At 66.2% G+C, this 26,531-nt stretch carries 24 protein-coding genes and 1 pseudogene; 11 read left to right on the top strand and 14 right to left on the bottom strand.

What is annotated here, in order from left to right; genetic code table 11:
* The first annotated feature begins 165 nt into the window (after nt 1-165).
* From CLU88_RS10315 to CLU88_RS10300, 4 genes are all read left to right on the top strand, one after another.
* Nucleotides 166-1,017, top strand: a complete 852-nt coding sequence (locus CLU88_RS10315) for a class II aldolase/adducin family protein (RefSeq protein ID WP_099656516.1) — start codon at nt 166-168, stop codon at nt 1,015-1,017.
* Nucleotides 1,014-2,174, top strand: coding sequence for an acyl-CoA dehydrogenase family protein (locus CLU88_RS10310; protein WP_099656515.1), 1,161 nt, complete (start codon nt 1,014-1,016; stop codon nt 2,172-2,174). The genes CLU88_RS10315 and CLU88_RS10310 overlap by 4 nt, the downstream gene beginning before the upstream one ends.
* Before the next feature lie 11 nt (nt 2,175-2,185).
* Nucleotides 2,186-3,220 carry an NAD(P)-dependent oxidoreductase gene (locus tag CLU88_RS10305; protein WP_233205430.1) on the top strand — a complete coding sequence of 345 codons (1,035 nt, stop codon included), beginning with the start codon at nt 2,186-2,188 and terminating at the stop codon, nt 3,218-3,220.
* Nucleotides 3,221-3,380: 160 nt separating this feature from the next.
* Nucleotides 3,381-4,331: an ABC transporter substrate-binding protein gene (locus CLU88_RS10300; RefSeq protein WP_369803876.1), complete on the top strand. Its 951-nt coding sequence runs from the start codon at nt 3,381-3,383 to the stop codon at nt 4,329-4,331.
* Between the two features lie 211 nt (nt 4,332-4,542).
* Here the strand turns inward: CLU88_RS10300 and CLU88_RS10295 are convergent, their stop codons facing one another.
* The 4 genes and pseudogenes from CLU88_RS10295 to tauA form a co-directional block, all read right to left on the bottom strand.
* Nucleotides 4,543-5,442: an ABC transporter permease subunit gene (locus CLU88_RS10295; protein WP_099656512.1), complete on the bottom strand. Its 900-nt coding sequence runs from the start codon at nt 5,440-5,442 to the stop codon at nt 4,543-4,545.
* Nucleotides 5,439-5,813 (bottom strand): hypothetical protein, encoded by a 375-nt coding sequence (locus tag CLU88_RS23510; protein WP_369827703.1) that lies wholly within the window; start codon nt 5,811-5,813, stop codon nt 5,439-5,441. Before CLU88_RS23510 ends, CLU88_RS10295 begins: the two co-directional genes overlap by 4 nt.
* 45 nt (nt 5,814-5,858) lie before the next feature.
* Nucleotides 5,859-6,271 (bottom strand): annotated as a pseudogene (locus CLU88_RS23505) (ATP-binding cassette domain-containing protein); the annotation flags it as partial.
* Nucleotides 6,272-6,416: 145 nt separating this feature from the next.
* Nucleotides 6,417-7,418, bottom strand: coding sequence for a taurine ABC transporter substrate-binding protein (gene tauA / locus CLU88_RS10285; protein ID WP_099656511.1), 1,002 nt, complete (start codon nt 7,416-7,418; stop codon nt 6,417-6,419).
* Between the two features lie 233 nt (nt 7,419-7,651).
* Here tauA and tauD point away from each other — a divergent pair, with 233 nt between their 5' ends.
* The 6 genes from tauD to CLU88_RS10255 all read left to right on the top strand — a co-directional run bounded on the left by tauD (nt 7,652) and on the right by CLU88_RS10255 (nt 13,404).
* A complete protein-coding gene (gene tauD, locus CLU88_RS10280) occupies nt 7,652-8,485 on the top strand; it encodes a taurine dioxygenase (RefSeq protein ID WP_099658782.1) in 834 nt (277 codons plus the stop codon).
* Nucleotides 8,486-8,573: 88 nt separating this feature from the next.
* A complete protein-coding gene (locus tag CLU88_RS10275) occupies nt 8,574-9,053 on the top strand; it encodes a rhodanese-like domain-containing protein (protein ID WP_099656510.1) in 480 nt (159 codons plus the stop codon).
* Nucleotides 9,054-9,076: 23 nt separating this feature from the next.
* Nucleotides 9,077-10,009 carry a serine O-acetyltransferase EpsC gene (gene epsC / locus CLU88_RS10270; RefSeq protein WP_099656509.1) on the top strand — a complete coding sequence of 311 codons (933 nt, stop codon included), beginning with the start codon at nt 9,077-9,079 and terminating at the stop codon, nt 10,007-10,009.
* On the top strand, nt 10,006-10,275 hold the full coding sequence (locus tag CLU88_RS10265; protein ID WP_099656508.1) for a helix-turn-helix domain-containing protein: 270 nt from the start codon (nt 10,006-10,008) through the stop codon (nt 10,273-10,275). The genes epsC and CLU88_RS10265 overlap by 4 nt, the downstream gene beginning before the upstream one ends.
* Before the next feature lie 153 nt (nt 10,276-10,428).
* Complete coding sequence (locus tag CLU88_RS10260) at nt 10,429-11,361, top strand: family 2A encapsulin nanocompartment shell protein (protein ID WP_099656507.1); 933 nt, start codon at nt 10,429-10,431, stop codon at nt 11,359-11,361.
* A gap of 81 nt (nt 11,362-11,442) precedes the next feature.
* Nucleotides 11,443-13,404, top strand: coding sequence for a family 2A encapsulin nanocompartment cargo protein cysteine desulfurase (locus CLU88_RS10255; RefSeq protein ID WP_099658781.1), 1,962 nt, complete (start codon nt 11,443-11,445; stop codon nt 13,402-13,404).
* Nucleotides 13,405-13,611: 207 nt separating this feature from the next.
* On the opposite strand, the gene arsB is transcribed toward CLU88_RS10255, so the two are convergent.
* From arsB to CLU88_RS10215, 8 genes are all read right to left on the bottom strand, one after another.
* Nucleotides 13,612-14,685, bottom strand: a complete 1,074-nt coding sequence (gene arsB, locus CLU88_RS10250; protein WP_233205429.1) for an ACR3 family arsenite efflux transporter — start codon at nt 14,683-14,685, stop codon at nt 13,612-13,614.
* A 32-nt stretch (nt 14,686-14,717) separates the two neighbouring features.
* Nucleotides 14,718-15,224, bottom strand: a complete 507-nt coding sequence (locus tag CLU88_RS10245) for an arsenate reductase ArsC (RefSeq protein WP_099656506.1) — start codon at nt 15,222-15,224, stop codon at nt 14,718-14,720.
* Nucleotides 15,225-15,237: 13 nt separating this feature from the next.
* Nucleotides 15,238-15,729, bottom strand: a complete 492-nt coding sequence (locus CLU88_RS10240; RefSeq protein WP_099656505.1) for an ArsI/CadI family heavy metal resistance metalloenzyme — start codon at nt 15,727-15,729, stop codon at nt 15,238-15,240.
* Between the two features lie 49 nt (nt 15,730-15,778).
* Entirely contained in the window at nt 15,779-16,105 is a 327-nt protein-coding gene (locus CLU88_RS10235; protein ID WP_099656504.1) for a helix-turn-helix transcriptional regulator, read from the bottom strand.
* Between the two features lie 96 nt (nt 16,106-16,201).
* Nucleotides 16,202-16,891 (bottom strand): DUF3334 family protein, encoded by a 690-nt coding sequence (locus tag CLU88_RS10230; RefSeq protein WP_099658779.1) that lies wholly within the window; start codon nt 16,889-16,891, stop codon nt 16,202-16,204.
* A 144-nt stretch (nt 16,892-17,035) separates the two neighbouring features.
* Nucleotides 17,036-19,564 carry an EAL domain-containing protein gene (locus CLU88_RS10225; RefSeq protein ID WP_099658778.1) on the bottom strand — a complete coding sequence of 843 codons (2,529 nt, stop codon included), beginning with the start codon at nt 19,562-19,564 and terminating at the stop codon, nt 17,036-17,038.
* 180 nt (nt 19,565-19,744) lie between these two features.
* On the bottom strand, nt 19,745-21,127 hold the full coding sequence (locus CLU88_RS10220; protein ID WP_233205428.1) for an SPOR domain-containing protein: 1,383 nt from the start codon (nt 21,125-21,127) through the stop codon (nt 19,745-19,747).
* A 264-nt stretch (nt 21,128-21,391) separates the two neighbouring features.
* A complete protein-coding gene (locus CLU88_RS10215) occupies nt 21,392-22,504 on the bottom strand; it encodes a DUF533 domain-containing protein (RefSeq protein ID WP_099656502.1) in 1,113 nt (370 codons plus the stop codon).
* 67 nt (nt 22,505-22,571) lie between these two features.
* Between CLU88_RS10215 and CLU88_RS10210 the strand changes: the two genes are divergently transcribed.
* Nucleotides 22,572-23,219, top strand: a complete 648-nt coding sequence (locus CLU88_RS10210) for a DsbA family oxidoreductase (protein ID WP_099656501.1) — start codon at nt 22,572-22,574, stop codon at nt 23,217-23,219.
* Between the two features lie 123 nt (nt 23,220-23,342).
* Here the strand turns inward: CLU88_RS10210 and CLU88_RS10205 are convergent, their stop codons facing one another.
* Nucleotides 23,343-23,858, bottom strand: coding sequence for a CreA family protein (locus CLU88_RS10205; RefSeq protein WP_369827626.1), 516 nt, complete (start codon nt 23,856-23,858; stop codon nt 23,343-23,345).
* Nucleotides 23,855-26,434 (bottom strand): cyanophycin synthetase, encoded by a 2,580-nt coding sequence (gene cphA / locus CLU88_RS10200; RefSeq protein WP_099656500.1) that lies wholly within the window; start codon nt 26,432-26,434, stop codon nt 23,855-23,857. The genes CLU88_RS10205 and cphA overlap by 4 nt, the downstream gene beginning before the upstream one ends.
* Nucleotides 26,435-26,531: the final 97 nt, after the last annotated feature.

The following is a 26,531-nucleotide window of genomic DNA, read 5'->3' as shown; positions in this document are numbered from 1 at the left end:
GTCTTGCCGCTGCCCTGCCGTGGCTGCGGGCGCCGCTGCTGCACATGCCAAAACCGCATGTGGTCACGCGGATTTCTTCGTTGGCGGTGGGGGCGCGGGCTTCTATGGTGGGTGCGCACTGCCTTCTCTTCCTTTTTGAAACCACCCCCACTGAAAGCCGCCGCCATGTCCGCCGTTCTCAAGCCCGTGCCCGATGTTTCCGCCGATGCCTCCGTCCACTCTGCGCCCACGGCCCTGGCCGTCAACCCCCATCCGCAGCGCAAAGACTGGTTTGACCCGGCCCCGGCACGCCCTACGCTGGAGGCAGAGCGCCGCTACCGCAAGGAGCGCCTGGCCGTGGCCTTTCGGCTGTTTGCACAGTTTGGTTTTGACTACGGCCTGGCGGGCCACATCACGGCCCGCGACCCCGAGCGGCTCGACCACTTTTGGGTCAACCCGCTGGGCATCCACTTCTCGCAGATCAAGGTGTCTGACCTGCTCTTGGTCAACGCTGCGGGCGAGATCGTGGTGGGCGAGGGGCCGCTGAACCGTGCGGCCTTCGCCATCCACGCCGCCCTGCACGAGGTGCGCCCCGACGTGGTGGCGGCCGCCCACACCCATTCCACCTACGGCAAGGCCTGGTCGGCCCTGGGCCGCAAGCTCGACCCGCTTACGCAGGACGCGTGCGTGTTCTATGGCGACCATGGCCTGTTTGACGACTTCAGCGGCGTGGTGCTGGAGACGGACGAGGGCTTTCGCATTGGCAAGGCGCTGGGCCAGTACAAGGCCGTGATCTTGAAGAACCACGGCATCCTCACGGCCGGGCCTTCGGTGGAGTCGGCCGCGTGGTGGTACATCGCACTCGAGAACGCCTGCCAGGCCCAGCTGCTGGCCGAGGCGGCCGGTACACCCAGCCCGATTTCGCCCGAGGTGGCGGCGCTCACGCACTCGCAAATCGGCCGCCCCGGCGGGGCCGAGCATGCCTTCCAGAGCCTGTACGACATCGTGGTGCGCCAGCAGCCCGAGGTGCTGCAGTGAATGCGCCACTGACCTGGGAGCAGACGGCGCGCACGCTGGCGGTGGAGTTTGCCAGCCGCGCTGCGGCGCACGACGCCGATGGCAGCTTTCCATTCGAGAACTTTGAGGCACTGCACCAGGTCGGTCTGTTGACGCTGGCCGCCCCCCAGGCGCTGGGCGGGCAGGGCGCTACGCTAGCGCAGCTGGGCAGCGTGATTGGCGCCATTGGCTACGCCTGCCCGGCCACGGCTTTGGTGCTGACCATGCAATACATCCAGCACCGCAGCATGGGCCGCGCACCCGTTTCGCGCCTAGCACGTTCGTGGCCCGAGCCACTGGCGCGCAAGCTGGTGGCTGAGGCGGCGGCGGGCGTATCCCTGGTCAACGCCCTGCGCGTGGAGCCCGAGCTGGGCTCGCCCGCACGCGGCGGCCTGCCCGCCACCGTGGCGCGGCACACGCCCGAGGGCTGGCGCATCAGCGGCCACAAAATCTATTCCACCGGCTCGCCCATCCTGCGCTGGTACAGCGTGTGGGCCCGCACCGACGAGGTGGTTCCCCGTGTGGGTAATTTTTTGGTGCAAGCGGGTCTGCCCGGCACGCGCATGGTCGAGACCTGGGACCACCTGGGCCTGCGCGCCAGCGGCAGCCACGACGTGGTGTTGGACGATGTGCTCATCCCGCTGGACCACGCCATCGACCTGCGCGCCCCGGCCGACTGGGCTGGCGGCGAGCCTTGGCTGCAGGTGGAGATGGCGGTGATGCTGGGCGCGCTCTACACCGGCGTGGCCCAGGCGGCACGCGACTGGCTGGTGCGCTTTCTGCACGAACGCAAGCCCGCCAGCCTGGGCGCAGCGCTGGCCACCCTGCCGCGTGCGCAAGAGGCCCTGGGCCACATCGAGGCGCTGCTGCTGACCAACCAGCGCCTGGTGGCCAGCCTGGCCCGCGATGCGGACGAGGGTGCGCCCCTGTCGGCCGTGCACAGCGGCCTCATCAAATCCATCACCACCGGCAACGCCGTGCAGGCGGTGGAGCAGGCCCTGGCCTTGACCAGCAACCACGGCCTGGCCCGCAAGAACCCGCTGGAGCGCCACCTGCGCGACGTGCTGTGCGGTCGCATCCACACCCCGCAAGACGACAGTGCCCGCGTGGCGGCGGGGCGCCTGGCGCTGGGGCTGTGAACGTGGCCGCTGTGCCTTCTTCCCTCTCTTCGCCTTCGCCTTCGTTTTTGCCACGCCCCGTGGTCATCAACCAGGCGGGCCCCGCTGCAGCGCATGCCGTGCAGGCTGCGGGCCTGGGCGTGCAGCTGCTGGACGCAGAAAGCGATGCCCCCTGGGCCGTGGCCGCGCAGGGCGATGTGCTGTTGACCGGCCCGCGCAACGGCTGGCTGAAGCCACCACCAGCGCGGCCCGCAGGCTGGCCTGGGCGCCTGCGCTGGGTGCATGTGACATCGGCCGGGGTGGACTACTACCCGCCCTGGCTGTGGGACGTGCCGCAGGTGAGCTGCTCGCGTGGCGTGGCCGCAGTGCCCATTGCCGAGTACGTGCTGGCCGCCCTGCTGGACCACGCCAAGACCTGGACCAGCCTGCGGGTGCACAGCCCGCAGCAGTGGCGGGCCACGTTCGATCGCGCCACCCACAGCCCGCTGGCCTTGTTGCAAGGGCAGACGCTGGGCTTGGCGGGCTATGGCGCCATTGGCCAGGCCATCGCCCAGCGCGCTGCAGCGCTGGGCCTGCGCACGCTGGCCTGGCGGCGCACGCCTGCGGCATCGGCCGCAGCGCCGCAGCACCCGTCTCGCGCGCCTGCCGATGCGGTGCAGTGGGTGGATTCGCTAGAGGCCTTGCTGGCGCAGTCAGACCACTTGGTGCTGGCCTTGCCGCTGACGGCGCAGACCCACCAGGTGCTGAACGCGCAGACATTGCAGCACGCCCGCCCTGGCTTGCACTTGGTCAACATTGCCCGTGGCGCGCTGTTGGACCAGACCGCTTTGCTGCAGGCGCTGGACGACGGCCGCATCGCCCGTGCCACGCTGGACGTGACCGACCCCGAACCCCTGCCCGAGGGCCACCCGCTGTACCACCACCCCCGCGTGGTGCTCACTCCGCACCTCTCGTGGTCTGCCGCCAATGCGCCTGCGCTCACAGCGCAAAAGTTTGCAGACAACCTGGGGCGCTATGTGCGCGGCGAGGCTTTGCACGATCTGGTGCGGGGCCACGGTAGTTACTGAAAGCCTGGGCATGGCCTGCCGCCGCGCAGTACCGAACGGCCGCAGGACACCGCCATTGCAAACCGCATATCCAACTGCAAAACGCTTCGTTGGTGTTTGGGGGGCGGGCTGATGCAATGGGTGCAAGTTCATCTTGCCCCTCATCTGATCTGCCATGACCATGCAACGCCGCCAGTTCCATCGCCTGCTCACCGCCTCGGTGTCAGCCGCCTCTTTCCTCTCGCCCGTGCTGGTGCATGCACAGGCCAAAACCGTGCTGCGTGCGGGCGACCAAAAAGGTGGCCTGCGCGCCCTGCTCGAAGCGGCGGGCGAGCTCAAGGACCTGAGCTACGACATCAAGTGGACGGAGTTCCCCGCCGCTGCGCCGCTGGCCGAGGCCCTCAACGCCGACGCGGTGGACTTCGGCCCCATTGGCGATGCGCCGCTGCTCTTCACCCTGGCCGCAGGCAGCCGCGTCAAGGCCTTTGCCGCCAACCGCTCGGACCCGTATGGCACGGCCATCCTGGTCACGCCGCAGTCCACGCTCAAGGACGCCAGCAGCCTCAAAGGCAAGAGCATTGCCACCAACCGGGGCTCCATCGGGCACTACGTCACGCTCAAGGCGCTGGAAGCGGTGGGGCTCACGGCCGACGATGTGCAGATCAAGTTCATCCCGCCCGCCGATGCCAAGCTGGCGCTGACGCAAGGCGCGGTGGATGCCTGGGCCACCTGGGAGCCCTACACCGCGCTGGCCGAAACCAGCAAGCACGCGCGCGTGCTGGTCAGCGGGCGCGGCCTGTCGTCGGGCCTGAGCTTTTTGGCGGCCACCGAATCGGCCCTGCAAAACAAGCGCGCCGTGCTGCAAGACTTCAAGGCCCGCGTGGAGCGCGCCCAGGTCTGGTCGTACCAACGCCCGGCCGAGTTTGGCGCCGCACTGGCCCGTGTCATCGGCATCCCCGAAGAGGCCGCGCGCCTGCAGTTTGAGCGCCGCGCCACCCGCTGGCTGCCGATTGACGCGCAGGTGGTGGCCGACCAGCAGCGCACCGCAGACTTCTACCTGAAGGTGGGCCTGGTCAAGCAAAAGCTCGATGTGAGCAAGACGTTTGACAGCCAGTTTTCGCAGCTGGCCTGAGAGACTTGCGGTTCAAAGAGATGGCCCAAGTGCGTGGACCCCGTGGATATTTGAAGAAGCAATTCCGTTCACGCTGAGCCTGTCGAAGCGCCGCGCAGGGCTTCGACAGGCTCAGCCTGAATGGATTGGGGGTGACGTATTGCAATGGCTGCGCGGAAAAAGAAAGGGGCTGGATATCCAGCCCCTTTTTGTTTCTCGTGGTGTTTGCGGTTCAGTGCTTGCCCTTCCACGGCACCAGCACCCGCTCGGCCAGGCGCATGGCCAGGGAGAAGGAAAACGCCAGCGCGGCGATCACGCCGATGCCGACAAACACGGCGTCGGTGGCCAGGAAGTGCGAGGCCGACATGATCATGTAGCCAATGCCCCGGGTGGATGCGATCAGCTCGGCCGCCACCAGCGTGCCCCAGCCCACGCCCAGGGCGATGCGGATGCCGGTGAGGATTTCGGGCAGGGCCGAGGGCAGCACGATGTGGGTGAACAGTTGCCCCCGCGTGGCGCCCAGCGACAGGGCGGCGTTGACCCGCTCCAGCGGCAGGGCGCGCACGCCGGCCTGGGCCGACAGCACCACGGGCGCAAACATGGCCAGGGCCAGCAGGGCGATTTTGGAAGTCTCGCCAATGCCCAGCCAGATGATCATGAGCGGCAGGTAGGCCAGTGGCGGCAGGGGCCAGTAGAACTCGATGGGCGCATCGGGCACGCCCTTGGCCCAGCGGTTCAGCCCCATCAGCAGGCCCAGTGGTACGCCCAGGCCCACGGCAATGACGGCGGCGCTGACGATGCGCGTCAGGCTGGCGGCCACATGCTCCCACAGCGTGGCGTTGGCATAGCCCTCGGTGAAGATGGTCACGCCCGTGGCCCACACCTCGGCAGGCGTGGGCATGAACAGGCTGGGCACCCAGCCGGTTTGCGCCACCAGCCACCAGGCCAGCAGCAGGGCCAGCGCGGCGCCGATGCTGATGGGCACGGTGGAGCGCTCACCCACGCCAAAGCCCCGGGGCTTGACGGTGCGCGGGGCGGGGGGAATGGGCGCAGGGGGCGGCGTTGCTGCGTTGCCGTACTCGTCGCCTTTTTCTGCGGTGGGCAGCAGGTAGTTCAACACCAGGTCGTTCATGCCAGGGCTCCTTGTTTGGCGTGCGCAGCGGCGTACTCAGTGTTGTCAGCGCTGTGGGCGCTGTCGGTGTGTTCTGAGCGGTGGACGATGTCGCGGATCTGTTCGCGCAGCTGCGCAAAGCCGGGCAGGGTCTTGATGGCCTTGGCGTTGCCTTCCTGGGCAAAGCGCTGCACGTAGTCCAGGTCAAACCGGGCCACGATGCGCCCTGGGCGGGGCGACATGACGATGACCTCGGTGCCGAGAAAGATGGCTTCCTCGATGGAGTGGGTGATGAAGAACACCTGCTTGCCCGTGCGCTGCCACACGGACACGAGCAGCTCTTGCATCTGCTCGCGTGTCATGCTATCCAGGGCGCCAAAGGGCTCGTCCATGAGCAGGATGTCGGGGTTGGGCGCCAGGGCGCGGGCCAGGCCCACGCGCTGGCGCATGCCGCCAGACAGCTCATACGGCGCGGCGTCGGCAAAGTCTTGCAGGCCCACCAGCTCCAGCAGCTCTTGCGCACGCTCGCGCCGCTGGCACCGGCAAACTGCAGGCCCAGGGCCACGTTCTCCGCCACCGATTTCCAGGGCAGCAGCGTGTCTTTCTGGAACACCACGCCCCGGTCTGCACCGGGGCGGGTGATGGGTCGGCCGTGCAGCGTGATGCTGCCTTCGGACAGCGGCAAAAACCCCGCCATGGCGTTGAGCAGGGTGGACTTGCCGCAGCCCGAGGTGCCCAGGGCCACCACGAAGCCGCGCGGCGGGATGTCGAGCGAGACCCGGTGCAGCGCCTGCACCGCGCGGCCGTCGCGGGCCTCAAAGAAAACACTGGCATCGCGCACAGACAGCATGGTGGGACTCCGGTAGTGGTGGTTCAGGGCCTAGAGCGACTCAGAAAACTCAGCGAAGCGGCCCTGGCTAGGCGTTTCGCCGCAGGCAGTACAAGCAGTACGACAAGGCGAGACAACGACGCCAGGGGAGTTTTATGAGTCGCTCTTACTTCAGCGCTGTGGGCGTGACGTACTTGGCGTAGCTGCCTTGCACCTGCGAGATCTTCTTTTGCTCCTTCAGGAAGGCCGAGGTTTCCTTGAGGATCTTGGCTACGCCGGATTGCTCGCCGCCGCCCAGCCAGGCTTCGCTGACTTGCTCGCTGCGGGGCACCAGGTTCAGGTTCTTGAGCCCGGCGGCCTGGTCGGCAGGGGTGCCGCCCAGCAGTTTGGCCAGTTGCTTGGTGTTCTCGCTGTCGGGGCCCCAGGCAGCCTTGTCGGTGGCGAAGGACTGGCTGTATTTGTCGATGACGGCGGCATAGTTCTTCAGGAACTCGGGGTGCTCTTTGGCAAATTTGCCTGTGGCCACCCAGGCGCTGAAGGTGGGGGCGCCTTTTTCAGCCACGTCTTTGGAGGTGACCAGCACGGTGCCGTTCTTTTTGAGTTCGGTGAGGGCCGGGTCCCACACAAAGCCGCCGTCGATGTCACCCCGGTTGTAGGCGGCCACGATTTCGGGCTGCGGAATGGCCAGCACCGTCACGTCTTTTTCGGTGAGGCCCTGGTTTTTGATGAGGGCCAGCAGCTGGTAGTGGTCGGTGGACACGGGCGCTGCGGCCAGGCGCTTGCCCTTGAGGTCGTTCACTGTCTTGATGCCCGAGCCGTTGCGCACCACCAGGGCTTCGTCGGTGCCTGAGATGGAGGCCAGGTAAAAGCCCTGGATGTCCAGCCCGCGCGAAGCGGCTGCTGCGTAAGGGCTGGAGCCCACATAGCCCACTTGCACATCGCCCGAGGCAATGGCGGCCACCACGTCGGCGCCCGAGTTGAACTTGCGAAAGTCGATCTGGTAGCCCGTGGTCTTGGCGAAATCGCCATTGGCAATGGCCACGGCCGAGGGCAGGGCGTCGGTCTGGTAGCCCACCACCACTTTCTTGTCGGCGGCCAGGGCGCTGAAGGCGCTGGCCAGGGCGAGGGTGCCTGCGGCGGCGATGGCCAGGGGTTTCCAGAATTTCATGAAAAGGTCTCCGTGTCGGTGATCGGGGTGATCGAGGGGTTGGTCCCTGCGGTGCAGGGGCGTCACGGAAATCCTATGTTTAGATGAATAAGTTGATATGGAAGGAAATCAACATAGCAAATGCAAATAACGAGCTTGGTGCGCCGCGCGGTTGGCGGGATGCTTGAGGCCACTTTCAGCCGCCTTTAGCCATCTTTCACCGCCTTTTGCCACCCTCTGCATTTGCCGCCACCATGACCTTGCACATCCAAGCCCTGGGCCCTGCCATTGGCGCCCTTGTCACCGGCATCGACCTGACCCAGCCCGTGAGCGACGCCCAGCGCGATGCGCTGCTGGCCGGGCTGCTCCAGCACCATGTGCTGTTCTTTGAGAACCAGCCCGTCACCCCCGTGCAGCAGCGCGACCTGGCCCGGCGCTTTGGCGAGCTGCACATCCACCCGGTGTACCCCACGCACCCGGATGCGGTGGAAATCATCGTGCTGGACACCGATGACAACAACCCGCCCGACAACGACAACTGGCACACCGATGTGACCTTCATCGACAAGCCGCCCATGGGTGCGCTGCTGTCGGCGCGGCACCTGCCGCCCTCGGGCGGCGACACGCTGTGGGCCAGCGGCATTGCGGCGTATGAGGCGCTGTCAGAGCCGCTGCGCAAGTTGCTCGATCCGCTGCATGCCGAGCACAGCTTTGTGCAGTCGTTCCCCGCCTGGCGCTATGCCCGCACGCCTGAGGAGCGCAAGGTGTGGGAGAGCGCTGCGGCCAAGTACCCCGACATCCCGCACCCCGTGGTGCGCACCCACCCCGTCAGCGGCAAGCGCGGCCTGTTCGTCAACGAAGGCTTTACCAGCCGCATCGTGGAGCTGGACAAGAAGGAGAGCGACGCGATCCTGGCCTTCCTGCGGGTGCACATCGCCAAGCCCGAATTCACCGTGCGCTGGCGCTGGAAGCAATACGACCTGGCCTTCTGGGACAACCGCCTGACCCAGCACTACGCCACGGTGGACTACCTGCCCCACCGCCGCGTGATGCACCGCGCCACCGTGCTGGGCGACGTGCCGTATTGAATCGGCTCGCCCACCCATTGCTATGAAATGAATAGCTGCTAGCGCTTGTTGAATAAGCGCTAGAGCCTGTTTTTATTGAAAGCCCCCCATGACCACCGCACAGGACACTCTGACCCTCGCCCCAGAACTGCAAACCCTCCACACCGCTGCCCAGGCCGAGGGCCTGGCCTACGCCGGTGGCGTGCCCCCCGCACTGGCCTGGCGCCTGGTGCAGGCCAACCAGGCCGTGCTGGTGGACGTGCGATCGAGCGAAGAGCGCAAGTTTGTGGGCCATGTGCCCGGCAGCCTGCACGTGGCCTGGGCCACCGGCACAGCGCTGGTGCGCAACCCGCGCTTTGTGCGCGAGCTCGAAGCCAAGCTGGCCAAAGAGGGCGGCAAGGACGCCGCCGTGCTGCTGCTGTGCCGCAGCGGCAAGCGCTCGGTGCTGGCGGCAGAGGCCGCCGCCGCTGCCGGGTTTGCCCATGTCTTCAATGTGCTGGAAGGCTTTGAGGGCGAGATCGACCCCCAGCTGCACCGGGGCGGCAGCGACGGCTGGCGTTTTCACGGCCTGCCCTGGGTGCAGGACTGACAGGTTGCAACGAGGAACGAGCAATGGCCATCTTTGACATTGAACAGATCGTGCAATCGCTGCACGGCGTGCGCCGCGACTGGCGCGATGCGCAAAAGCGATCGCAGGAGCCCGGCGGGCGCGAGTTTCCGTCGCGCGATGCGCTGGCGCGGGTGGTAGAGCAGCTCAAGGGTGCGCTCTTTCCCATGCGGCTGGGCCCGCCCGACTTGCGCCAGGAGAGCGAAGACTTCTACGTGGCCCACACGCTGGACGCCGCGCTGCACACCCTGCACGCGCAGATGGTGCTGGAGCTGAAATACGGCGCACGCCACCAGCCGCGCGACGCCCAGGACGTGGAGCAGCAGGCCCTGAAGGCCGCGCAAGACCTGGCCCAGTCGCTGCCCGACATCCGCCGCCTGCTCGACAGCGATGTGCTGGCCGCCTACCAGGGCGACCCGGCGGCGGGCAGTGTGGACGAGGTGCTGCTGTGCTACCCCGGTGTGCTGGCCATGATCCACCACCGCATTGCGCACCGCCTGTACCTGCTGGGGCTGCCGTTGCTCGCGCGCATCGTGTCGGAGCTGGCGCACAGCCAGACGGGCATTGACATCCACCCTGGTGCACAGATTGGCGCGGGCTTTTTCATCGACCACGGCACGGGCGTGGTGATTGGCGAGACGGCGGTGATTGGCAAGCGCGTGCGCCTGTACCAGGCCGTGACGCTGGGGGCCAAGCGCTTTCCGACCGATGCCGATGGCGTGCTGCAAAAGGGCCTGCCGCGCCACCCGCTGGTGCAGGACGACGTGGTCATCTACGCGGGCGCCACCATTTTGGGCCGTGTCACGCTGGGCAAGGGGGCGGTGATTGGCGGCAACGTGTGGGTCACGCACGACGTGCCTGCGGGCGGCCATGTCACGCAGGCCAGCGCCCAGGCATCGGGCCGCTTCCCGTCCATCCTGGCCGAGGTGGCGCTGTGACCACGCTCGTCAAAGGCTTTGGCATTGCGGTGCGCCAGTCGCGCGAGGCGCAGGGCTGGTCGCAAGAGCGGCTGGCCGAGCAGTCGGACCTCAACCGCTCGTATGTGGGCGAGATCGAGCGCGGCAGCGTCATCGCATCCCTGCACACCGTCGAAAAACTGGCCGGTGCATTGGGCGTTGCGCCCTCGGTGCTGGTCACACGCGGCGAGTCCGTGCACCAGAGGCAACTGGTACGCGGCCTGCAGTTGGCGGCTATAGCCTGTTGAGGCGGAGCGCTGGAACTTTGACACTGCAGCAGTCACTGGCTGGCCTGTGCGCACCCTGGTCTGCACCGAGAGGTGGGGATGTGGGGCGCTGTATCGGGCGGGCGGGTTTTCTGATTTTTTTCTTGTTTGTTTTCAACCTCACGGAGTATTCACATGTCGGCAACAGTGGGCGGAACCACCGCACTCAGCGATAGCGGCGCACGGCAACTCGCCAATGCAACCAAGACGGCACCCCAGCTTTCCACCATCTCGCCGCGCTGGCTTACGCACCTGCTGCAGTGGGTGCCGGTGGAGGCGGGCATCTACCGCCTGAACCAGGTCAAGAACCCCGAGGCCATCAAGGTGGCCTGCACCGCCAAGGAGAAGGAAAACCAGCTCCCCCGCACCTTCGTCGATTACGAAGAGAACCCGCGCGAGTACTTCCTGAACGCGGTGAGCACCGTGCTGGACGTGCACACCCGCATCTCCGACTTGTACAGCAGCCCGCACGACCAGGTCAAAGAGCAGTTGCGCCTGACCATCGAGACCATCAAAGAGAACCAGGAAAGCGAGCTGATCAACAACGCCGACTACGGCCTGCTGGCGCAGGTGACGGACGAGCAGCGCATCTTCCCGCTGACCGGCGCACCCACGCCCGATGACCTGGACGAGCTGCTGACCAAGGTGTGGAAAGAGCCCGCCTTCTTTCTGGCCCACCCGCTGGCGATTGCCGCCTTTGGCCGCGAAGCCACGCGCCGTGGCACGCCACCGCCCACGGTGAGCCTGTTTGGCTCGCAGTTCATCACCTGGCGCGGCGTGCCGCTGATTCCGTCGGACAAGGTGCCTGTGGCCGATGGCAAGAGCAAGATCTTGCTGCTGCGCGTGGGCGACAAGCGCCAGGGCGTGGTGGGCCTGTACCAGCCGGGCCTGCCGGGCGAGCAAAGCCCCGGCCTGTCGGTGCGCTTCATGGGCATCAACAACCATGCGATTGCGTCGTACCTGATCTCGCTGTACTGCTCGCTGGCGGTGCTCACGCCCGACGCGCTGGCCGTGCTGGACGATGTGGAGATCAACAAGTACCACGACTACCCAGACACCTACAAATAAGGTGGCCGCGCGGTGACGAACCTCTCTCACACATCCTCTGCGGTGCCGCAGTCTCCGCTGGACACGGCTGCGCTCGCCCGCATGGCCTCGGCCCTGTTTGCGGCCCTGCCGGGCGAGCCGCCGGACCTGTCTGGTGCAGCCTCTGCCGTGCCGCGCCCTGCTGCGGCGGGCTTTCCGCCCGGCGTGCAGGCGCCGGTGAACCTGGCCCCGGCGGGCTCGCCCCTGGCCAGCCCGGCCGGGCTGGGCCCCTCGGTGCCAGGCACGCCCATCCCGCAAGGGCAGATTCCGGGCAGCAACCTGGTGCCCGCATCGCCCACGCCCGTGCTGTCGCTGGCGCACCGCGCCCCTGCGCTGGTGCCGCATGCCTCGGCGGGCAATGGCCTGCCCGATACGGTGGTCAGCACCTTGCCTGCCTACGAGCCGCGCTTGGGCTCGGGGGCGTTGGGCGTGGCGCCGGTGGCGACTGCACCCTCGGCTGGCTCGGTGCCTGCTGCCTCGGCAGCATCCGCTGCGTCCTCCGCCTCTGCGCCGTACTACTTTGTGGGCGAGCGCCCATCCGGTGTGGCCGTGCCGTCAGCGCCAGAGAGGGGTGATGGGCTGGATGCCTTGTCGCGCCTGCCGTTCCAGTCGTTTGATGCAGCCCATGTGCCCCAGGTCACATCGCCCACGGCAGGCCCGGGTGTGCCCAGCACGGTGCCATCGGCCGAGCCGCAGTTCTACTTTGCCAATGCCGTGGTGCTGCCCGGCGGCTACACCACGCCAGGCCACCCTGCGGCGCAGCAGGCGGGGGCGGTGCCTGTGGTGGCGGGCAGCGCGCACCCAGCGTTTGATGTGCATGCCATTCGCCGCGACTTTCCGGTGCTGTCCGAGCGGGTGAACGGGCGGCCTCTGGTGTGGTTTGACAACGCGGCCACCACGCACAAGCCCAAGGCGGTCATCGACCGCATCAGCTATTTTTACGAGCACGAAAACTCGAACATCCACCGCGCTGCGCACGAGCTGGCCGCCCGCGCCACGGACGCCTACGAAGGTGCCCGCCAGCGGGTGAAGCACTTCATCAATGCGCCGGATGTGAACGAGGTGATCTTTGTGCGCGGCACCACCGAGGCCATCAACCTGGTGGCCAAGAGCTGGGGTGCGCAGCACATTGGCGAGGGCGACGAGATCATCGTCAGCAACCTGGAGCACCACGCCAACATCGTGCCCTGGCAGCAGTTGGCGGCCGCCAAGGGCGCCAAGCTGCGCGTGATTCCGGTGGACGACTCGGGCCAGGTGCTGCTGGATGAATACCAGAAGCTGCTGAACAGCCGCACCAAAATCGTGTCCGTCACGCAGGTGTCGAATGCGCTGGGCACGGTGGTGCCGGTCAAAGAGATCGTGGCCATGGCCCACCGCGCGGGCGCCAAGGCGCTGGTCGATGGGGCGCAGTCCATCTCGCACATGCGGGTGGACGTGCAAGACCTTGGCGCGGACTTCTTTGTCTTCTCGGGCCACAAGGTGTTTGGGCCCACCGGCATCGGCGTGGTGTGGGGCAAGCGCGAGGTGCTGGAGGACATGCCCCCCTGGCAGGGCGGCGGCAACATGATTGCCGATGTCACGTTTGAGAAAACGGTGTTCCAGCCCATTCCCAACAAGTTCGAGGCAGGCACCGGCAACATCGCCGATGCCGTGGGCCTGGGCGCGGCCATCGACTACGTGAACCGCGTGGGCATTGAGAACATTGCCCGCTACGAACACGAGCTGCTCGAATACGGCATGCAGCACCTGGGTGCCATCCGGGGCGTGCGGCTGATTGGCACGGCGGCCCACAAGGCCAGCGTGATGTCGTTTGTGCTGGCGGGCTACACCACCGAAGAGGTGGGCAAGGCGCTGAACGAAGAGGGCATTGCTGTGCGCACGGGCCACCACTGCGCACAGCCCATCCTGCGCCGCTTTGGTGTGGAGACCACGGTGCGCCCGTCGCTGGCGTTCTACAACACCTTTGACGAGATCGACCGCCTGGTGGCGGTGGTGCAGCGCCTGGCTGCGCAGCGCCGCGTGTAACGGGGGCAAGGCTTGTCCTTGCCTACGCCTCACCCCCATCCGTTCACGCTGAGCTTGTCGAAGCGCCGCGCAGGGCTTCGACAAGCTCAGCCCGAACGGATATGGGGGCACAAACATATCTAGCCTGTACATAAAAAAGCTGCCTAGCGCTTATCAATCAAGCGCTAGAAGCTATCTTTTTAGTAGCGTCTGGTGCGCAGGCTGTGCTCAGTCAGCCTTCAGCCCGCGCTCGTACCAGCCCTTGCTGCGGTTGACGATGTGCACCACCAGCAGCATCACGGGCACTTCGATCAGCACCCCCACCACCGTGGCCAGCGCGGCGCCGGAGTGAAAGCCGAACAGGCTGATGGCGGCAGCCACGGCCAGCTCAAAGAAGTTGGACGCACCAATGAGGGCCGACGGGCAGGCCACGCTGTGCTTTTCGCCCACGGCGCGGTTGAGCCAGTAGGCCAGGCCCGCGTTGAAGAACACCTGGATGAGGATGGGCACGGCCAGCAGGGCGATGACCAGCGGCTGCGTGAGGATCGCCTCGCCCTGGAAGGCAAACAGCAGCACCAGCGTGGCCAGCAGTGCACCGATGGACCAGGGGCCGATGCGCTGCAGTGCGGCATCGAGCGCCGCCGGGCCACGCGCCAGCAGGGCGCGGCGCAGCGCCTGGGCGATGGCCACGGGGATCACGATGTACAGCACCACCGAGGTGAGCAGCGTGGCCCACGGCACGGTGATGGCCGACACCCCCAGCAGCAGCGCCACCAGCGGCGCAAAGGCCAGCACCATGATGCTGTCGTTGAGCGCCACTTGTGACAGGGTGAACAGCGGGTCGCCCCCGGTCAGGCGGCTCCACACAAACACCATGGCCGTGCAGGGCGCAGCGGCCAGCAGGATGAGCCCGGCGATGTAGCTGTCGATCTGCTCGGCAGGCAGCCAGGGGGCAAACCAGTGGCGGATGAACAGCCAGCCCAAGAGCGCCATCGAAAACGGTTTGACCAGCCAGTTCACCACCAGCGTGACGCCAATGCCCCGCAGGTGCTGGCGCACTTCGCCCAGGGCGGCAAAGTCCACCTTCATCAGCATGGGGATCACCATCACCCAGATCAGCACGCCCACGGGCAGGTTGACCTGGGCGACTTCCATGCGGCCAATGGCCTGGAAGGCCCCGGGCCACAGCTGCCCCAGCCCAATGCCCACCACGATGCACAGGAACACCCAGACGGTGAGGTAGCGCTCGAACACGCTCATGGTTTGGGGGGCGGGAGGGCTGGCGGGGGCCGTGGTTGTCATGGGGCTCTTTGGGCAATCGGTGTGAGAGGGGATCAGTGGGCTGACAGCTCGCGGGCGGAGCTTTGCAGCACGGTGTGCTGCAGCTTGTCGGCGGGCAGGCTGGTCAACAGCGACAGGCGGCGCTGGATGGCGTGCAGGGTTTTGCGAAAGGCTTCCAATTTTTCGGCCTCGCTGCCATCGCCTTCGGAGGGGTCGGCATAGCCCCAGTGGGCGGTGGCCGGGTGGCCGGGCCAGAAGGGGCACACCTCGCCCGCTGCGTTGTCGCACACGGTGATGATGAGGTCCATGTGGGGCGCGCCGGGGGCGGCAAACTCGTCCCAGCTTTTGCTGCGCAGCCCTTCGGTGGGGATGCCGGCTTTTTGCAGCACTTGCAGGCCCAGTGGGTTGGGCTGCTGGTTATTGCGCGGGCTGCTGCCAGCGGAGTACGCCTTGAAGCGCCCTTCGCCCATGGTGTTGAGCAGCGCTTCGGCCAGGATGCTGCGCGCCGAGTTGTGGGTGCACAGAAAAAGAACGTTCAGGGGGGTGGCGGATTCGGTCATTCGGGGCCTCAGGTCAGCAGCAATGGGAAGAAGAGGATTTGGACGGGCCGCAGCACGCGGCCTGTGTGGAGGCCTGGGGTGCCGCAGCTGCTTTGGGGGCGCAGCAGGCGCCTTGCGCCGCCGCTGCCGCTTCATTGAACACAGGAATGTTTTCGAGCGTGTGAAAGTGCTCCCACGCCACGCCTTGTGGGTCGGTCACCCAGTGCTTTTCGCTGCGGGCGTAGCAGCAGGTGGTGGCGCCTTCGTCCAAGAGCGCCATGTCGGCGGCGCTGGCGCGGGCTTTCAAATCGGCCAGTTCGGCCGCGTCGTCGACCTGAAAGCCCAGGTGGTCCAGCCCCGGCTGGCTGCCTCGGGTCGAGATCGCAAAGTTCACGCGCGGGTCTTCCAGCATCCATTTGGCGTAGTCGGCCTCCACCCGCGCAGGGGCGGCGGCAAACAGGCGCGAGTAGAAGGCGATGCTGGCGGCAAGGTCGTCAACATGCAGGTGAACGTGAAAGCGCTTCATGGTGGGGCTCCTTGGAACAGGTTTTTGGCGGCAGTAAAAAGGGGAAGGCTCAGCAGGCACAACCAGCGGTGGCGGCGCTGGGCAGGCAGGCCTGGCCCTGGCAGCAGTTCTCGGTCAGGTAGCCGATCAGCGCGTTCATGCGCTCGAACTGGGCGCGGTAGATCAGGTTGCGGCCAGCGCGCTCTTGCGCCACCAGCCCGGCGTGGGTCAGCTCTTTGAGGTGGAACGAGAGCGTGTTGGGTGCCACGCCCAGGGTCTCGCTCAGGGCGCTGGGCGTCAGGCCCTCGGTGCCCGCCACGACCAGGGCGCGAAAAATCTCCAGGCGCGAGGCTTGGGCCAGTGCGGCCAGGGCTTTGACGATATCGTTGGTTTCCATAATTCAATGATAATTGAAATATGGAAGTGATGACAAGAAAAAAGCACCGGCTGGCGGTGCTTTGGGGGGAGCAGGTTCTTAGCCTCGGCGCGGGGGTTACATCCCCAGCGACTTGAGCAGGTCGTCGGTGTCGCTGTCGCCGCTGGCCGTTGTCGATGGGACGGGTGCGGGCGCGTTGTGGGACTGGGCCATCAGGGCGTCGGGGTCTGGGGCTTCCTGGGCCTCGAAGTCGTAGAGCTTGATGAACTCGGTGCGGTCCATCGCCAGTTCCAGATAGAAGATGTTGTTGTTGCCGGTGTAGAAGGTCACGCGGCGGGCTTCGGGGTTGTCCAGGTTGGCGTCCACGCTCAGCATCACTTGCTTGTTCAGCACCAGCATCTTGGGCTGGTTCTGGGTGATGTGGGTTTGCAGCTCGCGGCGGATCTTGCCGGTGAAGTCGCCCACCACCTGGTTCATCAGCTCGCCCATCACGTTGCTGACTTCGTCCGAGGTGTAGGAGGTGACCAGGTCGTCCTTGGACATGCCCATGCTCAGCAGGTAGCTTTGGTACAGCTCCATCGCGGCCGAGGCCGAGAAGTTGATGATGACCAGCCCGGAGAAGCCGCCATCGAACAGCACGAAGCAGCCGATGTCGGGTTTGAGGCAGGTTTTGGAGATGCGTTGCACCATGCCGGAGTAGTGCACCTGGCTTTGCGTGGCGACGGAGAGCACGCGCGTGACGGAGTTGCACAGGCTCATCAGCAGGTCTTCGGTGCCGAATACGACGGGTTTATCTTGGTGGCTCATGGTGGCTGGAGTCGGTGCGTTGATCAGGAAAGTCTGTGGCGTAGCATAGGCCATGAAAGCCTTTGCCACCAGATGCATTGCCCTGGTTGTGGGGCTGGGCGCAACAGGAGGTGTGTGCTTGCTGACATCGCGAGTGGGCGGCGGTCAGGGCACGGTGGGCAGGGCCGGCTGCACAGGCTGGCCGTGCAGCCACTGCTGCAACAGGGGCTCGGCCGCGATGGCCTTGGAATACAGGTAGCCCTGGGCCTCGTCGCAATGCAGCTGGGTCAGCAGCGCGGCCTGTGCGGCGGTTTCCACGCCTTCGGCGACGGTCTCCAGCTTCAGGGCTTTGGCCATGCCGATCACGGCAGTGACGATGGCGCGGTTGCCTGCGTGGGTGTCCATGTCCCGCACGAACGACATGTCGATCTTGAGCTTGAACACCGGAAAGCTCTGCAGCCGCTCCAGCGACGAGTAGCCGGTGCCAAAGTCGTCGATGGACAGGCAAAAGCCCACCTCGACCAGGCTGGATGCCACCAGCCGCGCCTTCTCGGGCTCGTTCATCAGGGCGGATTCGGTCATCTCCAGCTCGATCATGCCGGGCGCTACGCCCTGGGCGCGCACCAGACGCTCTGCACGTTCAGCAAAGCCTTCGTCCATCATCTGCGCGGCCGACACGTTGACGGCCACGCGGGGCACCACGGCAGCCCCGGCTTGCTGCCAGTAGGCAATGTCGCGGGCGGCCTGGGTCAGCGTCCAGTCGCCCAGCTCGCCGATGAGGCCGCGCTCTTCGGCCACGGGGATGAATTCGCCGGGGCTGATCCAGTGGCCATCTTCATCGCACCAGCGCGACAGCGCCTCCACCCCGCACAGTGCGCCGGTGGCCAGGTGCACTTTGGGCTGGTAGTGCAATTGCAGTTGCGACTGCGCCAAGGCGCGGGCCAGCTTGGTGCCCAGGGAGATGCGGCGCTCCAGCTTCAACCCCAGCAAGTCGGAGTACAGGTGGCTGCCGCCCCCGCGCGCCTTGATTTCGTACATGGCGATGTCTGCGTGCTTGAGCAGGTCTTCCACGTCCTCGCCCTGGTCGGGGAAGGTGGCCACGCCAATGCTGGCCCCCACCTCGAACTTGAGGCTGTCGATGAGCACCGGGCGGGTGAGCGCCGCTTGCAACTGCTGGGCACGCAGCAGTTTGTCTTCGCCTGGCGCCAGGACGTACACACACATGAACTCGTCGCCGCCCACGCGGGCAAAGACGTCGTCCTTGGCGCAGGCGGCGCGAAAGCGGGTGGCCAGCTCGGCCAGCACGTTGTCGCCCACGATATGGCCGTGGGTGTCGTTGATTTCCTTGAAACGGTCCAGGTCTACGAACAGGACGGCGGCCGATTGGCCGTGGTGCTGCGCGTGGTAAAGCATTTGCTGCGCCAGCATCATGCCGTTGGTGCGGTTGGGAAGCCCTGTCAGCGAGTCATAGAAGGCCAGGCGCTCCATGGCCTGCTCAGTGGTTTTGCGGTCGGTGATGTCCAGCACCGTGCCGTAGCCGCGGATCGGGTTGCCTTGGTGGTCCTTCTCGATCACGCCACGCGCTTCAATCCAGCGCAGACCGGGGTTGGAGTGCACCCGGCATTCGTAACGAAAGCGCCCCACCCGTTGCGCGGCTGTCCATTCGCCATCCACCCGTTGGCGGTCGTCTTCGTGCACGCAGGTCAGAAAGTCGGGGTAGGTGAATGGTTTGGCCACAGGCCAGCCCAGCAGGCGCGCTGCTTGGGGGGTGAGGGCGAAGGTGCCATCAAAATGGGTTTGCCAGGTGCCGATGTTGGCCACGGCCTGGGCGTTGAGCAGGTCGCGCGTGAGCTGGGTTTGCTCGCGCAGGTCTTCAAACACCAGCAGCAGGCGCTGGTCTTGCCCCTTGTCTTGCATGGGCAAGGTGTGTGCGGTGATGCTCACGGGCACGGCCAGCGGGTTGTGGTGGGGGCGCACCTCCACGGTGTCGCGGGCGCTTTGCTGGCGCAGGGCGGCGTCGATCAGGGTGGTGATGTTGGTCACGTCCATCACGTTGGCCAAGGGGCAGCCGCGCAGGCTGTTGGGGGCAAAGCTGAACAGCTTTTCAAAGGCGCGGTTGGCAAACACCACTTTCAGATCGGGGGTGGCCACCATGGTGCCGTAGGGCAGGTTGGCAAAGGCGGCGCCGTAGTCGCGCAGGTCGGCAATCAGTTCGTCGCGGTGGGCAATGTAGCTGTCAATGGCCAGGCCCACGTCCAAAAATATCACCTTGATGAGGGCCTGGAAGGTGTGCAGCAACTCGTCGGGCGAGGCACCGCTCAGCCCCTGCGCGATGCGCGGCAGCAGCTCGGTCAGGTAGTGGCTGTAGGCCCCCAGGTACCAACCTGGCGACAGGCCCACCTTGGCATGTACCAGGCCGACTCGCAAGCGGTCGTCGAGATAGGCGCGGTCGTACACCCCGGCAATCAGGGACTTGAAATAGCTGGACTGGGATTTTTTGAGACGGGCAAGGGTGCCTTCGTCCGGAATGAGTGCACGTGTTTCGCTGAAGGACAGCAGGTGCTCGTAAAACGATTCGATGAAGCCGGGGGCTTTGTCGCCCAGCAATCCGTTCAGGCGCTGTAACGCGTTCTCGTCCTGCGGCGTCAGCGACAGAAAATCCTTGCGGCGTTGAAAGTCTCGGCTGAGGTCCACAAAACTGCCTGTCAATGGGTTACCGAATGCGTCGAACGGAATGAGGACGCTGGCTGGCCAGCCCCATCTTGCGCCAATTTACCACCCTGGACAGATTTTGTTTACATTCCGAAACTTTGGGGTGTCATGGGCTATTGACGCTTGACGCCCGAAGCGCCTTCGGGCAGCTCAGCAAGCCGTTCATTTCTGAAAAATAACGGCATCGAGTTCCAGCGCGCGGATGCTGGATGCAGCCGACTCGGCCTCAGAGCGCGAGGCAAAAGGCCCCACCCGCACCCGGGTGCGGGTGCCTTTGGCGCTGTCCAGGGTCTGCCGGAAGGCGGGCAGGCCTTCGTTGAGCAGGCGGGACTGGGCTTTGCGCGCATTGCTTTCGTCGGCAAACAGACCCACGTTGATATAAAAACCAGGCGCGGCGCCCACGGTGGTGTCGCTGGCGGCAGAGGCCTTGCCCTCAGCCTGGCGGGCCGCGGAGGATGCGGCAGGTGTTTTGCCTGCTGGCACAGGCTTGGCGCGCGTGGGCTCTGAGGCCTTGGCTGCCACGGCTTTGGAGGCTGCCGCCTGCTGTGCGCTGGCTTTGGGCGCCGGCGCTTCCTTGGCTTTGTCCGCAGGTTTTTCTGTGGGCTTTTCGGTGGCTTTTGCCGCTGGTTTTTCGGCCGGCTTTTCGACGGGTTTATCCGCTGGCTTGGCCGGTGTTTTCTCGGTCGCTTTGCCAGCGACAGAGGCCGTCGCTTGAGAGGCTCCCTTGGCCCCATCGGCAGGGGCTTTGTCTGCTGGTGCTGCAGTGGGCTTAACGGCAATGGCTTGCGGTGGTGCTGCGGTCACGGCGGCTGCGGGCGGCGCATCTTCTGCGGCTGCGGCCACGGCCACTGTGGGGGCACTGGGCGGTTGCGGCTTGGGCTGCGCAGCGGCCGTGTCGGCCTTTTCTGCCACAGGGCGGCTGGCGGGGGTGAGGGTGGGAGAGGGGGTGTTCCAGCTGGCGCTGGGGGCCGCGGCCTGCGGCGCTGCCGCCTGGGCTGGCGACTCGCCCGTGAAGGTGCCTTGCGGGAAGACCAGGTAAGCGAGCAGTGCCGCACCCGCCAACAATGCATGCCCTGCGATGACCCAGGTCAGCCGTTTGCGCGACACCGCCTGCTTGGCCAGCAGGTCACAGGCCTCGGGGATGTTGGCCGATGCGGCCAGTGCTTTGGTCACGCGTTTGCGGATGTCGGCGTGCAGGATGGCGTGGGCATACAGCCCCGGCACCACGCTGCCCAGCACGGCAAAGGCGCCCACCACGCCCCATTCCACCGCCTGCGGCCACTGCAGCAGCGGGCGGCCCAGGCCAAACACCAGCAGCGCCACGCCTTCGGCAGCGGCCACATACACCAGTGCGGCGCCCCAGAGCTGGCGGTACACCATCCAGCCCAGGGTGAAGAAGCAGGCGGCCCAGTGCCAGCTGGTCAGGGTGCGGCCCATGGCGTCGAGCCGGGCAAACGCCTGAACGTAGCGCTCCGTGTTCACAGGGCCCAGCGCGGCCCGGTAGAGGGTGGTGACGGCGCTGTCGGAAGGGGAGTCCAAGGACATCAGAGGAATGTGGGGGGCATGAACCGATGGGGCGGGCATAGTCCATTCTGGCATGCCCTGCCAGGATTTGATCGGTGGAAAAGCGCGGTTTGGGCGGTGCCCGGGCCGCGCGGGGGCTCTTGCTGGCCCCGTGTGGCACTTTGATGTGCCAAAAATGGCGCTGGCGCCTGATAAATAAGCGCTAGCAGCTATCAAAAAATGAGTAAACCGCAGGCCCCGCTGGAGGCCGTCATATCACGGGTCACCCGTTCCTGTGAAAACGCCTCAGGCCCCGCGCACCATGGCCATGATTTGTCCGGCTTCCAGCGTGGCGGCCTTTTGCCGGATTTGCGGCAGGTACTGCGTTTGCATTTGCTTGGCAGGACCGAGCAGGCTCTGAAAGGTGTCGCGCAGCAGGGCTGTGTCCATCGTGCGCCCCCCGGCGTAGTAGCGCTTGGCCACCTGGCCCAGTGCGTAGGTGGTGGCAAATGAAAACGCCATGCCTGTGGCCGCGCCACCCAGCCCGCCCAGGGTTTTGCCTGCCACCTTGCCCAGCAGGCCGCCCAGCAGCTTGCGGCCAAACTGCTCGACATACTGCGATGCCATGCCCACCCCGGCGGCGGCGATGAATTCCTTGATGTGGCCCCGGTCCAGTTCCACGCCTTGTGCCTTGCCGATGGCGTGCACCATCTTGATCTGCAGCGGGATGATGGCCATCGAGGCCCAGGACTGGGGCAGCAGCTCCAGCGCGCCATTGAGCAAGGCGTAGTTCAGGATGGATTTGTCCAGCTCGGCATCGTGCGGTGTTGCGCTGGGCGGGGTGCCTTGCGCTGCCACAGGCAGTGCGGAGCGGGTAGGCGTGCCTGCGTTGTCCAGCGCCTGGGCCAGGGCCTGTTCTTCCTGGTCAAAGGCGGTGGTCTGCTGAGCGCCCAACTGCAAGGCTTGCTTGAGCGCTGCCAGAAACTCGCGCTCAGCGGGAGTCTGCTGCCCGTCTACATCGCACACGCACACGGCCATCTCGTAGGCCAATTGGCGGTGGGCTGGGTCTTGCAGCGCAGCCGTGGCCGCTTGCAGGCTGGTGCGGCGCAGCAGCACGTCCTGGTACAGGCGGGGCAGGTCGGGCAGGTTGCCGTCGGCGGCCAGCGATTGCGCGATGCGGCGAATCTCCTCGCGCTCGGTGTCGTCCTTGGCCCCATCGGCAAAGGCGGCCAGCATGGCGATGGTGAGGACGGACTGTTGCTGTCGCAGGTTCATGGGGCTCTCTCTACGGGGGCAATGAATGGGCGCGCTGGGGCTGGCGCGGGGGGGAAGCCTCGCATATCGGGGGGCTTGGGGCCGCATCAATGGCTGGCGGTGTGGGGTTTTTGGGGCCTGCTCCTGCTTGGCTTTTGAGGTCATCGCAGCGTGCCCTGCACCCTGGCCGGTTGCGGCCTACCATGGCGGCTTTGCATGTGAAGGGCCACCCATGACCACCACCCTCAAGATCGATTTCGTGTCCGATGTCTCCTGCCCCTGGTGCATCATTGGCCTTCAGGCGCTGGAGCAAGCGGCCGAGCGGCTGCAGGGCCAAGTGGCGCTGGATTTGCACTTTCAGCCGTTTGAGCTGAACCCGCAGATGGGCCCCGAGGGCCAGGACATTGGCGAGCACCTGCAGGAAAAATACGGCGCCACGCCCGAGCAAAGCCAGAAGAACCGTGACGCCATCGCCGCGCGCGGGGCCGAGTTGGGCTTCACCTTCCGCATGGACAAGCGCAGCCGCATCTACAACACCTTTGACGCCCACCGCCTGCTGCACTGGGCCGAAGAACAGGGCTTGCAGAGTGCGCTGAAGAAGGCGCTGTTCCAGGCCTACTTCACCGACGGCCAGAGCCCTGGCGACCACGAGGTGCTGGTGCGTGTGGCGAGCGACGTGGGACTGGATGCGGCCCAGGCGCGTGAGGTGCTGGCATCGGGCCGCTATGCCGACGAGGTGCGCGAGCGCGAGCAGTTCTATCTGCAAAACGGCATTCACTCGGTGCCCGCCATCATCGTCAACGAGCGCCACCTGATCCAGGGCGGCCAGCCGGTGGAGGTGTTTGAGCAGGCGCTGAGGCAGATTGCTGCAGAGGCCTGAGTGGTTTTCAAAAATGATAGCTGCTAGCGCTTATAGATAAAGCGCTAGAGGGTATTTTGATGTTGAATGAAAAACGCCCCGCAGCGATGACCGCTGCGGGGCGTTTGTGGTGAGGCGGGCGGCTTACTTGCGCACAGGGATGGCCGTGGCCCGGTCCACTGGTACGGCGGTGAGGCTGTTTTGCGGCGAGCCATCGATGAGCTTTTCGGAATACGTCAGGTACACCAGCGTGTTGCGCGGGGCATCCACCATGCGCACGATGCGCAGGCGCTTGAACAAGATGGACATGCGTTCGCTGAACACTTCTTCTTGTTTCTTGAGCGGCTCGGGGATGCTGATGGGCCCCACCTGGCGGCAGGCGATGGACGCCTCGGCACGGTCTTCGGCCAGGCCCAGCGTGCCCTTGATACCGCCGATGCGCGCCCGCGAGACGTAGCAGGTTACGCCCTGCACGCCGGGGTCGTCATAGGCTTCCACGATGATGTCGTGGTCGCGGCCAATCCACTGGAAGGCGGTGTCCACCGTGCCAATCTTCTCGCCCGATGCGGCCAGGGCCACCCCCGGCACGGCGGCTCCCAGCAGGGCCAGGGCCGCCAGCGTGTGGCACGCCATGCGGCGGGCGGACGTGGGCGCCATCATGCGGCAGGCCCGGCTTCGGTGCAGCGCTGCGCCAGATGGGCCAGCGCTTCCTCCACCTGGTCCACCAGCACCAGGCACAGGTCGCCCGGTTGCAGGCGGGCCAGTGCAAAGTCAATGGCCACAAATTCGCCCCGGATTTCTTCGACATGCTTGGTGCGGCTGGCGCCCGCCAGGCCTTCGCGCAGCAGCGCCATCACCTCGCCGTCGCCCCGGCCGCGCTGGGCCGCGTCCTGGTACAGGATCACTTCGTCAAAGGCGGCGCCCAGGATCACGGTTTGCGCACGGATGTCCTCATCGCGGCGGTCACCCGCCCCGCTGATGACGACGCTGCGGCGGTTGCCGGGCAGGGCGTCCACAGCCTGCACCAGGGCGCGCATGGCGTCGGGGTTGTGGCCGTAGTCGGCAATCACGGTGGCGCCGTGGTAGTCCATCACGTTGAAGCGGCCCGGGGCGTTGTCGCTGTCGTTCACAAAGCCCGACAGGCCGCGCCGAATGGTCTGCCAGGGCACGCCCGCAGCCCAGGCCGCAGCCACGGAAGCCATGACGTTCTCGACCTGAAAGCCAATGCGGCCGTTGCGCGTGATGGGGACATCACGCAGGTGGATGGATTCGCGCCACGAGCCTTCGGACGCCACGACCGAGTCACCGTCCACATACACGGTGCGGTGGCCTTGCGCGCGGTGCGTGGCCATCACGGGGTGGTGGCGGTCCAGCGCAAAGTAGATCACCTTGCCGGGGCACGCCGATGCCATGGCCGCCACGATGGGGTCGGTGGCGTTGAGCACGGCATAGCCCGTGGGGGCCACGTTCTGCACGATCACGCGCTTGAGCACCGCCAGGTCTTCCACCGTGGTGATGTAGTTCATGCCCAGGTGGTCGCCTTCGCCAATGTTGGTCACCACGGCCACTTGGCAGCGGTCAAAGCCCAGGCCTTCGCGCAGGATGCCGCCACGGGCGGTCTCGAACACGGCGGCGTCCACCTCGGGGTGCAGCAGCACGTTGCGGGCGCTCTTGGGGCCGCTGCAATCGCCGCTGTCGATCTGGCGGCCGTTCACGTACACGCCGTCGGTGTTGGTCATGCCCACGCGCAGGCCCTGGGCCGTGAACAGGTGCGCAATCAGGCGTGCGGTGGTGGTCTTGCCGTTGGTGCCGGTCACGGCCACGGTGGGAATGCGGCCGTCGTCGCCATGGGCGTAGAGGCGGTCCACCATGGCCTGGCCCACGTTGCGGGGTTTGCCGTAGCTGGGGGCCAGGTGCATGCGCAGGCCGGGGGCGGCGTTCACTTCCACAAAGCCGCCGCCTTGCTCTTCCAGCGGGCGCAGCACGGTTTCGGCCACCATGTCCACGCCGCAAATGTGCAGGCCCACCATCTGGGCGGCCGCAATGGCGCGGGCGGCCACGTCGGGGTGCACGTCGTCGGTCACATCGGTGGCGGTGCCGCCGGTGGACAGGTTGGCGTTGTTGCGCAGGATGACGCGCTGGCCCTTGGCGGGCACCGAGTCGGGGGTCAGGTCTTGCATGGCAAGGCGGGCCACGGCAATGTCGTCCAGGCGGATCTTGGTGAGCGAGGTGGCATGGCCCTCGCCACGGCGTGGGTCTTGGTTCACCACTTCGACCAATTGGCGCACCGTGTGCTGGCCGTCACCCAGCACCTGGGGCGGCTCGCGGCGTGCGGCGGCCACCAGTTGGTCGCCCACCACCAGCAGGCGGAAGTCGTGGCCGGGCAAAAAGCGCTCGACCATCACGGTGCCGTAGTCGGCGGCGTTTTTGTAGGCTTCTTCCAGCTGGGCGCGGTCGGTGATGTTCACCGTCACACCCTTGCCCTGGTTGCCATCTTGCGGTTTGACCACCACGGGCAGGCCGACCTTGAGGGCCACTTCCCAGGCTTCTTCCACGGTTTCGACGGGTTTGCCCAGAGGCACGGGCACGCCCGCAGCGTGCAGCAGGCGCTTGGTCAGGTCTTTGTCCTGGCCAATGGATTCGGCCACGGCGCTGGTCGAATCGACCTCGGCCGCCTGGATGCGGCGTTGCTTGGAACCCCAGCCAAACTGCACCAGGCTGCCGCGCGTGAGGCGGCGGTAGGGAATGCCACGGGCCACTGCGGCTTCGACGATGGAGCCCGTGCTGGGGCCCAGGCGCTCGTCTTCGTCCAGCTCGCGCAGGTCGGCCACGGCCTTTTCGGCGTCAAAGCTGCCGTTGCCCAGCGCTGCCTGGATGAGTTGTTGTGCGTCTTCAAACGCCTTGCGGCCCACGGCTTCTTCGCTGTATTCGACGACCACCTGGTACACGCCCACATCGGTGGTGGCGGTGGTGCGGGCGAACGTCACAGGGCAACCGGCCTGCGCCTGCAAGGCCAGGGCCGCGGTTTGCAGCACATGCGCCAGCGAGATGTCGCTGTCGCCGCCTTCCGGGTGCAGCACCCCGATGGCTGGGAACAGGGCGCGCAGGCGCGCTTCAAAACCGGCGATCTTGCCAATGGCGCGTTCGGCCTCGCTGCAGGTCACCACGGCCTCAATGGCCATGTGGCGGCTCCAGAGATTGGGGCCGCGCAGGGCCCGGGTGCGGGTTACGTCCATGAATTTCTCTCTCTATGTTCCGTCAGTGTGCGGTGCTGTGCGCTGTGCACTCTGGTGTCATCGCGTGCAACAAGAAGGGGGTGTCTGCCAAGGTGGC

Origin of the sequence: Acidovorax sp. 56, from assembly GCF_002749705.1 — a bacterium.
GTDB lineage: Bacteria > Pseudomonadota > Gammaproteobacteria > Burkholderiales > Burkholderiaceae_C > Acidovorax.
The sequence above is the reverse complement of the archived record's forward strand: the minus strand, read 5'-3'. Positions and strand labels throughout refer to the sequence as shown.